This window comes from Chryseobacterium soldanellicola, assembly GCF_900100115.1.
In the GTDB taxonomy this organism is placed as follows: Bacteria; Bacteroidota; Bacteroidia; order Flavobacteriales; family Weeksellaceae; genus Chryseobacterium; species Chryseobacterium soldanellicola.
In genome coordinates this window covers 749,145-762,260 of sequence record NZ_FNKL01000003.1, presented here as the reverse complement: position 1 = coordinate 762,260, position 13,116 = coordinate 749,145, and the positions used below count along the sequence as shown (strand labels likewise).

At 35.8% G+C, this 13,116-nt stretch carries 13 protein-coding genes; 5 read left to right on the top strand and 8 right to left on the bottom strand.

Annotation, left to right across the window (positions count from 1 at the left end; all coding sequences use genetic code 11):
• The first annotated feature begins 106 nt into the window (after positions 1-106).
• Complete coding sequence (locus BLT04_RS12975; protein WP_089756217.1) at positions 107-1,387, top strand: alkaline phosphatase family protein; 1,281 nt, start codon at positions 107-109, stop codon at positions 1,385-1,387.
• Between the two features lie 115 nt (positions 1,388-1,502).
• On the opposite strand, the gene BLT04_RS12970 is transcribed toward BLT04_RS12975, so the two are convergent.
• Entirely contained in the window at positions 1,503-2,387 is an 885-nt protein-coding gene (locus BLT04_RS12970; RefSeq protein WP_089756216.1) for an NmrA family NAD(P)-binding protein, read from the bottom strand.
• Positions 2,388-2,467: 80 nt separating this feature from the next.
• Between BLT04_RS12970 and BLT04_RS12965 the strand changes: the two genes are divergently transcribed.
• On the top strand, positions 2,468-2,836 hold the full coding sequence (locus BLT04_RS12965) for a winged helix-turn-helix transcriptional regulator (protein ID WP_089756215.1): 369 nt from the start codon (positions 2,468-2,470) through the stop codon (positions 2,834-2,836).
• A gap of 60 nt (positions 2,837-2,896) precedes the next feature.
• Here BLT04_RS12965 and BLT04_RS12960 read toward each other — a convergent pair whose 3' ends face one another.
• Positions 2,897-3,949: an NAD(P)-dependent alcohol dehydrogenase gene (locus BLT04_RS12960; protein WP_089756214.1), complete on the bottom strand. Its 1,053-nt coding sequence runs from the start codon at positions 3,947-3,949 to the stop codon at positions 2,897-2,899.
• Positions 3,950-3,972: 23 nt separating this feature from the next.
• Positions 3,973-4,383, bottom strand: a complete 411-nt coding sequence (locus BLT04_RS12955; RefSeq protein ID WP_089756213.1) for a cupin domain-containing protein — start codon at positions 4,381-4,383, stop codon at positions 3,973-3,975.
• A 131-nt stretch (positions 4,384-4,514) separates the two neighbouring features.
• Between BLT04_RS12955 and BLT04_RS12950 the strand changes: the two genes are divergently transcribed.
• Together BLT04_RS12950 and BLT04_RS12945 are read left to right on the top strand one after the other, a co-directional pair.
• Positions 4,515-5,417: a helix-turn-helix domain-containing protein gene (locus tag BLT04_RS12950; protein WP_089756212.1), complete on the top strand. Its 903-nt coding sequence runs from the start codon at positions 4,515-4,517 to the stop codon at positions 5,415-5,417.
• Between the two features lie 153 nt (positions 5,418-5,570).
• Positions 5,571-6,899, top strand: coding sequence for a carboxylesterase family protein (locus BLT04_RS12945; protein WP_089756211.1), 1,329 nt, complete (start codon positions 5,571-5,573; stop codon positions 6,897-6,899).
• A gap of 87 nt (positions 6,900-6,986) precedes the next feature.
• Here BLT04_RS12945 and BLT04_RS12940 read toward each other — a convergent pair whose 3' ends face one another.
• The 5 genes from BLT04_RS12940 to lpxK form a co-directional block, all read right to left on the bottom strand.
• Positions 6,987-8,459, bottom strand: coding sequence for an alpha-amylase (locus BLT04_RS12940; protein ID WP_089756439.1), 1,473 nt, complete (start codon positions 8,457-8,459; stop codon positions 6,987-6,989).
• Positions 8,460-8,502: 43 nt separating this feature from the next.
• Complete coding sequence (dinB, locus tag BLT04_RS12935; protein WP_089756210.1) at positions 8,503-9,600, bottom strand: DNA polymerase IV; 1,098 nt, start codon at positions 9,598-9,600, stop codon at positions 8,503-8,505.
• Positions 9,601-9,753: 153 nt separating this feature from the next.
• Positions 9,754-10,269, bottom strand: a complete 516-nt coding sequence (locus BLT04_RS12930) for a TlpA family protein disulfide reductase (protein ID WP_089756438.1) — start codon at positions 10,267-10,269, stop codon at positions 9,754-9,756.
• 104 nt (positions 10,270-10,373) lie between these two features.
• Positions 10,374-11,189 (bottom strand): purine-nucleoside phosphorylase, encoded by an 816-nt coding sequence (locus BLT04_RS12925; protein ID WP_089756209.1) that lies wholly within the window; start codon positions 11,187-11,189, stop codon positions 10,374-10,376.
• Positions 11,173-12,198 carry a tetraacyldisaccharide 4'-kinase gene (gene lpxK, locus BLT04_RS12920; RefSeq protein WP_089756208.1) on the bottom strand — a complete coding sequence of 342 codons (1,026 nt, stop codon included), beginning with the start codon at positions 12,196-12,198 and terminating at the stop codon, positions 11,173-11,175. The genes BLT04_RS12925 and lpxK overlap by 17 nt, the downstream gene beginning before the upstream one ends.
• A gap of 131 nt (positions 12,199-12,329) precedes the next feature.
• On the opposite strand from lpxK, the gene truA reads away from it, so the two are divergent.
• Positions 12,330-13,064, top strand: coding sequence for a tRNA pseudouridine(38-40) synthase TruA (gene truA, locus BLT04_RS12915; protein WP_089756207.1), 735 nt, complete (start codon positions 12,330-12,332; stop codon positions 13,062-13,064).
• Positions 13,065-13,116: the final 52 nt, after the last annotated feature.

The following is a 13,116-nucleotide window of genomic DNA, read 5'->3' as shown; positions in this document are numbered from 1 at the left end:
AAACTCGTCGTGTTAAATTAATTCTAGAAAATACATTTAAACTTTTTTTAATCCCGAAAACTTTCCTGTAAGATTTACAGGTTGTAACTTTAATAAAAATTTTATAATGAAGCAAGGATTGCAATTTGTACTGCTGATTTTTTCGTTAACGGTTTTTGCCCAAAAAGAAAATGCAGATACGGCTCAGGTTATTATTCCCAATAGATATAATAGTGTTGATGCGCAGACAAAGCCTTATGTGATCATGATTTCTACAGATGGTTTTCGTTATGATTATGCAAAAAAATATAATGCCGAAAATCTTTTGAAATTCTCAAATGAAGGCGTTCAGGCAAAGGCAATGATTCCAAGTTATCCGAGTATCACTTTTCCTAATCACTGGAGTTTGATTACAGGATTGTATCCTTCTCATCATGGTTTGATCGATAATTATTTTTACGATTATAAAAGAAAGGAAGCTTATGCGATGAGTGATAAAAAGAATGCAGAAGACGGAAGCTGGTATGGTGGAACTCCACTTTGGGATTTAGCTGAAAAACAGGGAATGATTTCGGCTTCTTTAATGTGGGTAGGCTCTGCAAGTGATGCGGGAGGAAAAAGGCCGACGTATTATTACCCTTATCATGAAAAATTTTCGCCGACTGAGAAAGTAGATAAAGCCATCAATTGGCTGAAATTACCGATGGATAAAAGACCGCATTTTATTTCATTATATTTCCCGGAAGTTGATGGAAGCGGTCACCATTTCGGGCCGGAAAGTAAAGAAACGGAAGATGCCGTTCATTTGATTGATAAAGCAATTGGAGATTTGGTTCAGAAAGTGAATAATTTAGGGTTGAAAAATGTAAATTTTGTCTTCGTTTCAGATCATGGAATGATAAAAGTTGATGGAGGAAATCCTTTGGAAATTCCTGCAATGCTTTTAGATAAGGATAAATTTGATATTTATAATTCTCAAACTTTGTTAAGAATTTATGTAAAAAATCCTACGGAAGTTAAAGCTGTTTACAAGGAATTAAAAGCCAATAAAACTGATGATTATGAAGTGTATTTGGATAAGAAGTTGCCTAAATATCTTCATTTTGCGACGAAAGATGATCAATATAACAGAATAGGACAGATTCTTTTGATTCCAAAAGCTCCAAAAGTATTTTTGCCAAAAGGAAAATCTACTTCAATCGGAAAACATGGTTACAATCCAAAATTAGTTCCTGAAATGAAAGCAACATTCTTCGCTTGGGGACCAGAATTCAAAAATAATTTAGTGATCGATGAATTTGCAAATGTGAATGTTTATCCTCTGGTTGCTGAAATTTTAGGCTTAAAAATTGATCAGCCGATTGACGGAAAATTAAAAGTATTGAAAAAAACATTGAAAAAAAAATAAACTTGGAGTCCCGAAGGGACGACTTATAAGAGGATAGGGTGAAACCCTATCTATCAATAAAATAATCAAAAGTTTCGGCGAGCCTTTGGCTCGCCGAAACTTTTGAATTGAAAAATCAAGAATTAAATTTATCCGAAAACTCCTTCGCAAAATCCTCTAATTTAACCTCACCATCAACTGGAGAACCATGTTCAATAAAATCCTTTTGAACAATGCCTTTTCTCAAACCTAATCCCATTTCGGTGTATAATTCAGCCATTTCCTGTGGAAGACCAGCCTGAAGCATTCCGTTTAGAGAATCTTCATCCTTAAATTCAATCCACGGTAATTCAGGTTTTCCAATTGCAGAACCGAAAACTTTTGCAAGATCTGAGGCCGGGCGGATATCACTTACAATATACCTTACATTTTTGGCTTCAGAATGTTTCACCAATTCTTCTGCAGCAGCTTTGGCAATATCAACGGGATGGACTAAAGGAATTTTTACATCTCCGGGATAATTTCCGCCAATAATTCCGGCATTTTTAATCATCGGAATGTCATTAAAGAAATTAATATAAAAATATCCTGCTCTAAGAAAAGTTACAGAAGTATTTTCCAGCGCATTGTAGAATTTCTCAATGAAATGAAGACCTTTGATCGGACCATTTTCAACGGGAGAATCAGCGCCGATACTGCTCAGCATGACAACTCTTTTCAATCCTGTTTGCTGGATAGCTTCTGCATAATTTTTTCCTGCATTAATGGTGTTTTCAACAACATTTTCAGGTCCCATATTCGGAGGTGTCATTAAAAATGCAACATCCGCTCCGTTAAAAGTATTAACTAAAAAATCTAAATCTGTAATCGAACCGATTGCTGCTTTTGCACCTAAAGTTTCAATTTCACTTTTTTTAGATTCGTTGCTGCTGATTACGGTAATATCATGTCCTTCGTTGATTAACTGTTGAGCTAATGGTTTTGCTACATTTCCTAATGAACCTGTGATTACAATTTTCATAATAAATATTTTTTTATTTCTGAGAACAAAGTTATATTTGTACTTACTTTTATACAAGTACTTACCCTAAAGTATGTATTATGACAGCAATTAAAGAAAGCTCTACGATTCAGCAGAATAAGAAATATGCACTGGATTCCTGTCCCGTAACTTACGTCATGGAAAAAATCGGCGGATTCTGGAAACCCATTATTTTATATCATCTTTCGAATGGTGATAAACGATACAGCGAATTGAAACGAGCTATTCCGGCGGTAACAGAAAAAATGTTAATTCAGCATTTAAAACAATTGGAAAACGACGGATTAGTCATAAGAACGGCAAAAGCGGTTGTTCCGCCACATGTAACTTATGAATTAAGCGAAGGCGGAAAAGGATTAATTCCCGTCATCCATTCAATGGCAGAATGGGCATTTAAAGATATGGAAGGAAAGTATAATTGCAAATAAAAAGCAGAAAATAAAAAAGACTCCCCAAAATGAAGAGCCTTTATTAAAAATAAACGAGAATTATAAAGATTGCATATCAATCACGAAACGGTATCTCACGTCGCTTTTCAGCATTCTTTCGTACGCTTCGTTGATATCCTGCATTTTAATTAATTCAATTTCTGAAACAATATTGTGCTCTCCACAGAAGTCCAGCATTTCCTGAGTTTCAGCGATACCACCGATTACAGAACCAGCCACAGATCTTCTTCCCATGATCATCGGAACTGTCTGTAAAATTGGTTCCAAACCTCCTAAATATCCTACGACAACTAAAGTTCCGTTGATATTTAATGTTGATACATAAGGATTTACATCATGTACATAAGGAACGGTGTCGATAATTAAATCATATTTTCCTTTTACGGATTCCATTTGAGCATCGTCTGTAGAAATAACTACGTGATCGGCACCTAACTGTTTTGCGTCTTCAGTTTTTCCCGGAGTTCTTGAGAATAAAGTTACTTCAGCCCCCAAACCTTTTGCTAATTTGATCGCCATATGTCCTAAACCTCCAAGACCTACAACCGCCACTTTAGAATTTGGACCAACGTTCCAGTGTCTCAACGGTGACCAGGTTGTAATACCTGCGCAAAGAAGTGGTGCAACTGCGGCTAAATCTAAGTTTTCAGGCACTTTTAAAACAAAACCTTCCGTTACAACTACTTTTTGAGAATAACCACCAAAAGTGTGACCTCCCAGATGCACGTCTTTTCCGTTGTAAGTTCCTGTAAATCCGTTTAAACAATATTGCTCTAAATCATGCTTACAGCTTTCACAATGTCCGCAAGAATCAACCATACAACCTACTGCCGCCAAATCACCGACTTTGAATTTTGTTACCTCGTCACCGATTTTTGTAATTCTCCCAACAATTTCGTGCCCAGGAACTGCAGGATACATTGCTCCGCCCCAGTCATTGCGTGCCGTGTGAAGATCAGAATGGCAAACTCCGCAATATAGAATTTCAATTTCTACGTCTTTGGGCGTTGTTTCTCTTCTCTCAATATTCATTTCTTTTAAGTCTGCCGTTGCCGACTCTGCTCCGAAAGCTTTTACTGTAAATGTGTTCATTTGCTTTTTAATTAAGTATTAGTTTAAATTGATAAGTTGTTATATTCTTCGTCAGTTACCGGTTCCAGCCATTCTACAATACCGTTTTGAGTATTGGGATTAATAGCAATATGGATAAACTCACTATCCGGACTTGCACCATGCCAGTGAATAATATCAGGAGGTATATTCACGACATCTCCCGCTTTCAAAATTTGAGCAGGCTTACCTTTTTCCTGATAAAATCCTGTTCCTGAAGTTACAATTAAAATCTGTCCGCCGCCATGAGAATGCCAGTTATTTCTGCAGCGTGGTTCAAAAATTACGTTCCCGATCTGGCAGTTCAGTTCATCTGCATTAGGCTTTAAAATCTGTATCCATGCAGTTCCGCCTGAAAAATATTCAGAGGGAGCTTTTTCTCCTTTTGGAAAAATGTTTGTATTAAATGTTTCCATAACAATGCAAAAGTCGATACTTTTAAATTAGCAGCACTTATATAAATTACGGAATGATTTACCAATTTTACCGACAGCATAAAAGGTACGGAAGAAAGTGGTAATTTTGAATAAGTTTAAAAAGGTATTTCATGCAAAATCAGGAGATTGAAGTTTATAATAGCGTTTCAGAATATAATAAAATGGCGAATCACGAGACATTACATCCATTGGTGAGTGTAATTGATTTTTCAAAATCTGATCCTATTTGTCAGTTTAGAAGAACTTTTGGTTTTTATACGGTTTTCCTGAAAGATGTCATGTGTGGAGATATGCAATATGGTAAAAACAGCTATGATTATCAGGAAGGTACATTGGTTTTTATTGCTCCCGGACAAACCTACGGGATTTATAATGAAGGAAAATTTATTCAGCCTGCAGGTTTTGCATTGATATTTCATCCTGATCTAATAAAAGGGACTAATCTTGGTAAAAATATAAAAGATTACAACTTTTTCTCTTATGAAGTGCATGAAGCTTTACACCTTTCAGAAAAGGAAAGAGAGATTATTTTAGAATGTTTTAAAAATATCAAACACGAACTTGGGCAAGCCATTGACAAGCACAGCAAGTCATTAATTGTTAACAATATCGAGTTGTTTTTAAATTACTGTATGCGTTTTTACGATCGACAGTTCATTACAAGAGATCATGTTAATCAGGGAGTTATCGGTAAGTTTGAAAATCTTTTGGATGAATATTTAAAATCTGAAAAGCCTAAGAATCTTGGTTTCCCGATGGTCAATTATTTTGCCGAACAACTCAATCTTTCGGCAAATTATTTTGGAGACATTATTAAAAAAGAATTGGGAATTTCAGCACAGGAATTCATTCATAATAAATTGATCGATGTCGCAAAAGAACAGATTTTTAATCCCGAAAAATCCATCAGTGAAATTTCTTATGATCTGGGCTTCAGGTATCCACAGCATTTTACGCGCCTGTTCAAAACTAAAGTCGGTGTTTCCCCAAGTGAGTATAAAGCTCTAAACTAAGTTTTTAGATTGTCTTTAAATATGAATAACACAAATATTTTCATAATATTGATATTTACTGTATTTGTGAATATTCGTGCTTAAAATTTTGAAATTTGTGTTTAATAAATTCAAAAATCACTAAATTTAATGTGAACATTTATTCTGTTTTGAATGACAACACGGCAAAATATAAGGACACATACTTTTCACACACCTTTTGGAAAAATTTTAGCATTAAAAGATAATGGCGTTATCAAAGCTAAAAGTATCCGGTATGCCAGATCTGAAAGGTTTAAAAAACCAATTCCATTAAAATCCGCAGAGTCTGAAGAAATTTTAGATAAAACACCCGTTTGTCCGCAAAATATCAGTCCGCTTTTAGAGAGATTAATCGGAAAAACTGATCTTGAAAAATTTGAGGCAGAAGAATCTACTCAATTTCTAACCGTAACACGCCCCGAAAATTATAACGAACATGAAAAATTACCCGTTGTAGTCTGGATTCACGGCGGTTCTTACGAAATTGGCTGTGGTGATCTTCCGACTTCCGATCCTTCAGTTTGGGTGAAGGAGCAAAATATTATTGTGGTCTCTGTTTCCTATCGGCTAGGGCTTTTCGGATTTCTGGGCGGAAATGAAAACAGGCCGGCCAATCTTGGTTTATTCGACATCATTGAAGCTTTACAATGGATTAAGAAAAACATAAATAGTTTTGGAGGAAACAATGAAAATATTACGCTTTTCGGACAATCTTCTGGTGGCGATGCTATCGCACATCTTATGATTTCTGAAGGAGCTGAGAATTTGTTTCACCGTGTGATTATTCAGAGTGCACCATTGGGTTTCCGACATAAAAGACAAAAAATGTCCGCTGAATTTTTTCAAAGAACGGAATTTTTAAAAGAGGAAAAAGAGGCTTTGAAAATGACAGAAAGTTATGTGAAATTTTTACCGTCATTCTTGAAATATGGTTTAAAAACTTCAATGCCTTTTTGCTTACAATATGGCCATGCTCCATTATGTAAAGAAGAAGAATCGCTTGAAAAATGGAGAGAAAATGCTTCAAAATATGATGTTTTGATTGGCTTAAATCATGATGAAACTGCTTTTTATGTAAAAACCGCAGAAACAGGTTTTTACACCTATTTAAATAATACAATTCTCGATAAGATTGTCCGAAAAACAACGGAATCCATCTATGAAAAGCCTGCCAATATTTTTGCTCAAAATTATGCAGAAGGTGGAGGCAATATTTATAGGTTTAAAATTCATTCAACCTTAAAAAATAATCCTATCGGAGCGTCTCACTGTATTGATTTACCTTTTATTTTTGAAAATAAATCAGCCTGGGAATCTTCTGAGCTGCTAAAAGATGTTCCATGGGAATATATTCAGGAAAATGGAAAAAAGCTCCGCTCAATCTGGGCAGAATTTGCGCGAACAGGAAATATTTCCGATACTTCAGAAAGACCGGAAATGCTGGAACTCCGAAAGATTTAGTTTTGATTTAAACACAAATATCACAATTTAAATTTCCACAAATAATAGTGTCATTTGTGAAAGCATTAGTGATATTTGTGTTTATATTTATTCAGCAACCCAAACACTTACATTTCCTGCAGGAACAGGGAAATTTCCCCATCCATTTTCATCGATCGTTACTTTTTCGTCAAATCTGCCAAGCAGGTCATAAAATACTTTCCCGATATATTTTTCACCTATTTCCATAGGTTTTTCGTAAGCATCTTTATTACTCAAAACGACTGCGCATCCCGAATGTTCATCATCTCCCTCACGTACCCAGCCGATACAATTTGCGTCTTCAAAATAATCTTTTTGCTCGCCGTATGCGTGATCTTTTCTGGCTTTTAGCAGTTCTTCAATACCATCAACTTTATCTAAAAATATTTCCTGGTCGTTGCCTTCTTTGTCTTTATCAACATAATGGGCACCATACAAATCGGGATAAAATACACAAGGATAGCCATCTTGCCTTAATAAAATTAATGCGTACGCTAAAGGTTTAAACCAAGTCTCAACAGGAGCTTCTAAATCCTGTAAAGGCTGGGTATCATGGTTATCTACGAGACTTACCGAATGAAGCGGATCTGCCTGCGTAAGTGTTCCGTCTAAAATTTTACTTAAGTCATAAGAACCGCCTTCTTTGGATGCATTGTGAAAATTATTTTGTAATGAACTGTCAAACAGGCTCATACAGCCTTCAGTGACTTCAATATATTTTTGAAGTAAATTTAAATATCCAGGAGCCCAATATTCGCCGACAGCAAAAATATTTTTCCCTGAATTTGAGCGAATCAGCGTAATCCATTCTTTATAGAAATCAAAGGAAATATGTTTCAAGGCATCAAGTCTTACGCCGTCAAAATCAGTCTGGTCAAAATACCATTTTGCCCAGTTATTCAGCTCTTCACGCACATGAGGATTACGGTGTTCAATATCATTATACATTAAATAATCGTAATTTCCTTTTTCGTCATCGATCATTTCTTCCCATTCGGTTCCGTATTCATTTTTGATTTTAAAAATATGAGAATCCATTCCTTCGGCGTAATCAACACCGCTGAAGCAGGTAAAATTCCATTCAAAATCAGAATATTTTTTCCCCCGGCCCGGAAATGTAAATTTGGTATAGGATTGAATTTCTATTTCGCCGGAAATTATTTTTTCACGGTTTTCTTCATCTACTTTTACGGCTTTAAAAGTTTCCAGCTCATCGCCCCCGGCTTTATGTCCTAAAACAATATCCACAATTACCTGAATATTTTCTTTTTTTAAAGCTTTAATGGCTTTTAAATAATCATCTTTAGTTCCGTATTTTGTGGGAATGCTTCCTTTTTGGTCAAACTCACCGAGATCGAACAGATCATACGCGTCATAGCCAATAGAATATCCGCCGGAAGTCCCTTTATAGGCTGGCGGAAACCAAACTGCCGTAATTCCTAATTGTGATAAATATTTTGCCTGTTTTTCTGCTTCTTGCCATAATTTTCCATCTCCTTGCGAATACCAGTGGAAAAATTGAATCATCGTTTGGTTCATAAATTTTTTAATTTGGTCTTTACAATTTAGTGAAAATTTTTCACTATTGATCATCAAATTCCTCAAACGGGATTTTTAGTTGAACGGAAATCTGTTTTTTCTCCTCCGTATTAAGTTGTGAAAGCGATAAACCCAGCAGGCGAACGGCTTTATCGAATGGTCGGAGTTCCCAGAGCTTTTTTCCGGTATTAAAGTACTGCTCGGGTGAAGAAAAATAGTCTTCTTTGGTAAGACTTCTTGTGAAAAGTGAAAAATCTTTGTATTTAATTTTTAAGGTTAAACTGCGGCCGAGAATATTATTTTTCTGAAGCCTTTGATGAAGCTCCTGGCTTAGGCTTTCTAATTTTTCGTTGATTTGCTGTTCGTCCGAAAGGTCTTCAAAAAATGTTCTTTCTACGGCAACGCTTTTTTGGATCCGGTGAGGTTTTACTTCTGAATTGTGAATTCCGCGGACGACATTATAATAATATCCCCCGGATTTTCCAAACAATCTGGTAAGATCTTCAATGGAGCGCTTTTTTAAATCTTTTCCTTTATAAATGCCTAAACTAAACATTTTGTTAGCCGTAACTTTTCCTACGCCGTAAAATTTTTCAACAGGCAATTCTTCTAAAAAACTTTCAATTTTATCGGGATGAATGGTTTTTTGTCCATTTGGTTTATTAATATCAGAAGCAACTTTTGCTAAAAATTTATTCACGGAAATTCCTGCAGAAGCCGTTAAACCTGTTTGCTCAAATATTTTTTGCCGGATTTCCTTTGCAATCTGATTGGCAGATTCTATATCTTTTTTATTTTCGGTAACATCGAGATAGGCTTCATCTAAAGACAAAGGCTCGACCAAATCTGTATATTCATAAAATATTTCCCGGATTTTTCTCGAAATTTCTTTATAACGGGCAAAATGCGGCGGAACAAATATAAGCTGCGGGCATTTTTCTTTTGCAATTTTGCTGGACATCGCAGAACGGACTCCAAATTTTCTCGCTTCATAGCTTGCCGCAGAAACAACACCTCTGTGCTCACCGCCCACTGCAATTGGCTTTCCCTTCAATGCCGGATTGTCATGCTGCTCCACGGAAGCATAAAATGCATCCATATCAACATGAATAATTTTGCGGATGGGAAAAGGAGAATCCATATCACAAAGATATGGATTCCTGTATTTTTTATTAGGGCTTAGAATTTAGATTTTAGGGATTAGTTTTAAAATCAAATTATTGCTGAATGAAAGACCATTTCTGAACGGAAAATATTCATAAAGAAAAACACCTTACAACCTTGCGTTTAAAATTTATTTCAAAAGCTTATCAATTGTAGCTTGAATTTCAGGATCTTCCGGAGTGATAGCGTAATATTTTGCAATTGCAGATTTTTGATCGATCACCATATATCTCGGGATCCAATTGAGATCGATGTAATTATTGAATTCGTTTTTCCAGCCGGAAGCGAACCAGTAATTTTCTTTATCCTTCATTTCAAATTTATCAAGACTTCTGTCAAATCCTTCCTTTGACCGGTCTAATGAAAGGAATACAAAATCAATATTTTTGTTATTTTCTTCTAATTCTTTAGCTTTTGGAAGAGCATTAAGACAATCTCTGCACCAGCCCGCCCAAAAATCAATCACTAAAACCTTGCCTTTATGCTGATCGAGAATTTGCTGTATGGTAATGCTTTTTCCTTCTTTATCTTCTAATTTTTGATCTAAAGCTTCTTTGGAAAAACTTGTTTTAACGACTTTCGGAGTTTGCTGGGAACAACCCAATCCGAATATTCCGATCATGAAGAGTAATAATAACTTTTTCATTCTTTTCAATTTCATTTTTGCAAATCTAAACAATGAAATGCAATTCAAGATTGGTTTCTTATGAATTAAGAAAAATTTAAGAGATTGAAGATTTCTATGAATGTTTAAGAATAATTCTTTACCAAACCTTTCACAAGCGTAATCACATTTGGCATTGCTTTATTCGCAGCATTCAAAACTTCTTCGTGAGAAACGGAAAAAGCAACATCAGGACCGCCAAGATCAGTAATCACTGAAATACAGAAAACATCCATTTGCATGTGCTTGGCAACAATTACCTCCGGAACGGTACTCATTCCGACCATGTCTCCGCCGATCGCTTTGATCATGCCGTATTCTGCGGGAGTTTCAAAAGTTGGACCTTGTAAGGCAACGTAAGTTCCCTGTTGGAATTTAATAGTATTTTCAGAACAGATTTTTTCAGCAAGCTCAATCATTTTTTTGCTGTAAGGCTCGCTCATATCAACGAAGCGAGGTCCCAATTCATCAATATTTTTGCCACGAAGCGGATGCTCAGGCATCATATTGATGTGATCTTTTACAACAACAATATCTGCAATTTTATAATTCATATTAATACCTCCGGAAGCGTTAGAAAGAATCAGGTTTTTAATTCCCAAGAGATGAAAAACTCTGATTGGAAAAACAACAGTTTCAATAGAATGACCTTCATAATAATGAAAACGCCCGCTCATCATCAAAACTTTTCTGCCTTCCAGAATTCCGTAAATTAATTTTCCGCCGTGACCGACAACAGTGGTCTGAGGAAAATTAGGAATATCTTTATATTCTAAAGTATAAATGGCTTCAACTTCATCCTGTAGCTTTCCTAGCCCGGAACCCAAAACAATGGCAAAATCCGGTTGATCCTGAATAATGTTTTTAATGAAATCGGCTGTTTCCTTAAGCTTTTCTAACATAATCTAAGATGATTTGGTTGAATTCTTCCTTTTTATCAATAATCACATTGATCGGCCAGTAGTAAACAATATCTCTAAGATAATCAAAAGTTTTAAGACGTACGTAATCTTTTTCTGTTGTTAAGATTAATTTATATTCGCCGAGTTTTTTATATTCAGCAATGATTTTTTTAATATCATCATCCGTGAAATTATGGTGATCCCTGAATTTTAAATGCTTGACACGCTGTGAAAATTTCGCTAGATGTGTCAATAACGGTTTTGGATTGGCAATTCCTGTAATTAAAAGAATATCATAATAATTCAGGTTGTTGTCGGGAAGCATTTTTTCTCTTCCGTACACATTTTCGTCATATCCGATGGATGAAAAGAAAACTTTCTGAGTGCGATCCGGTCTGATTCTCGAAATGTAATATTGTTTGGTTTCCTCTGTCAGTTCATCAGGGCATTTGCTGACCATGATAATGTCTGCCCGTTTTGATCCTGCTCTCGATTCTCTTAAATCTCCTGCAGGAAGAAGATGGTCTTTAAAATAAGGATCATTAAAATCTGTCATTAAAATATTGAATCCGGCTTTAATAGCTCTGTGCTGTAGCGCGTCATCCAACACCAAAACATCAAGATCCATATCGGCAATGACTTTTTTGGCGCCGGGAACTCTTTCCTCGGAAACTGCGATCACGAAACGGTTTTTGAAACGTTCAAACAGCTGCATCGCTTCATCACCCACCGTTTTGTAGTTGCTGTCGTAATTCGTTACGTTGTATCCTTTTGTCAGTCTCCCATAACCTCGGGAAAGCACTCCTGTTCTGTAATGTTTAGACAGATATTGAGCAAGATACATCACCATCGGCGATTTTCCGCTTCCGCCCACAGAAAGGTTTCCGACGTTGATTATCGGGGTCTTGAATTTCGTAGATTTAAAAATTCCCAGATCATACAATGTGTTTCGGATACCCGTTACCGTGTGATAACCTAGGGAAAAAGGATAAAGGTACCATCTTTTCATACGTTTGCAAAAATAGGAATTTTTAGAGGGATTTTATGCAAAATTAACAGTGACTTTTCAACATTTATTTTGAAAAATGAAGTCTTGATTATCATTAAATTAGATTATTTTTGTAGAGTTATTTTATTACATTGAGGTATTTTATTGAATTTTCCTACAACGGTAAGAATTATTTCGGTTATCAGATCCAGCCGAATGATATCTCCGTACAGGAAGAATTGGAAAAAGCGCTTTCCACGATTTTAAGAGAAGAAATTAAAACTACAGGAGCGGGAAGAACCGACACCGGAGTCCACGCCAAGAAAATTTTCGCCCATTTTGATACTGAAAAGGTATTGGATGAAGATTTTCCGCGCAGACTAAACAGCTTTCTTCCGCCTGACATTTCAATCAAAAGAATTTTTCAGGTGAAAGAAGATTTTCATGCAAGATTTGATGCTACTTTCAGAACGTATGAATATTATATTTCTTTGGAAAAAAATCCTTTCACAGAAGAATCTGCGTGGCAACATTGGAGAAGGTCTTTAGATGTTAATAAAATGAATGAAGCCTGTAAAATTTTATTTGAATATGAAGATTTTACAAGCTTTGCCAAACTGCATACCGACAACAAAACCAATCTCTGTAAAATCTACAGAGCGGAATGGGAGCAAAACGGGAGTGAACTGAAATTCACCGTTTCTGCAAATCGTTTTTTGCGAAATATGGTAAGAGCCATCGTCGGAACAATGGTGGAAATAGGCGCAGGAAAAATAAAACCTGAAGATTTACGAAAAGTGATTGAGAACAAAAACCGTAATTCTGCAGGAACTTCAGCACCGGCACATGGATTGTATCTTGTGGATGTCGGATATGAATTTGAGTAATTTGGCTTAAAATTAAAGCATTATTTTTGTCATTCCGTAGGAATCTAGACGA

Excerpts from the sequence above, each read along its gene's own strand:
- BLT04_RS12960 (WP_089756214.1), bottom strand. The coding sequence starts at position 3,949 with ATGAACACATTTACAGTAAAAGCTTTCGGAGCAGAGTCGGCAACGGCA.
- BLT04_RS12955 (WP_089756213.1), bottom strand. The coding sequence starts at position 4,383 with ATGGAAACATTTAATACAAACATTTTTCCAAAAGGAGAAAAAGCTCCC.
- BLT04_RS12940 (WP_089756439.1), bottom strand. The coding sequence starts at position 8,459 with ATGAACCAAACGATGATTCAATTTTTCCACTGGTATTCGCAAGGAGAT.
- BLT04_RS12930 (WP_089756438.1), bottom strand. The coding sequence starts at position 10,269 with ATGAAAAAGTTATTATTACTCTTCATGATCGGAATATTCGGATTGGGT.
- BLT04_RS12925 (WP_089756209.1), bottom strand. The coding sequence starts at position 11,189 with ATGTTAGAAAAGCTTAAGGAAACAGCCGATTTCATTAAAAACATTATT.
- BLT04_RS12970 (WP_089756216.1), bottom strand. The coding sequence starts at position 2,387 with ATGAAAATTGTAATCACAGGTTCATTAGGAAATGTAGCAAAACCATTA.
- dinB (WP_089756210.1), bottom strand. The coding sequence starts at position 9,600 with ATGGATTCTCCTTTTCCCATCCGCAAAATTATTCATGTTGATATGGAT.
- lpxK (WP_089756208.1), bottom strand. The coding sequence starts at position 12,198 with ATGAAAAGATGGTACCTTTATCCTTTTTCCCTAGGTTATCACACGGTA.
- BLT04_RS12945 (WP_089756211.1), top strand. The coding sequence starts at position 5,571 with ATGACAACACGGCAAAATATAAGGACACATACTTTTCACACACCTTTT.
- BLT04_RS12975 (WP_089756217.1), top strand. The coding sequence starts at position 107 with ATGAAGCAAGGATTGCAATTTGTACTGCTGATTTTTTCGTTAACGGTT.
- BLT04_RS12965 (WP_089756215.1), top strand. The coding sequence starts at position 2,468 with ATGACAGCAATTAAAGAAAGCTCTACGATTCAGCAGAATAAGAAATAT.
- BLT04_RS12950 (WP_089756212.1), top strand. The coding sequence starts at position 4,515 with ATGCAAAATCAGGAGATTGAAGTTTATAATAGCGTTTCAGAATATAAT.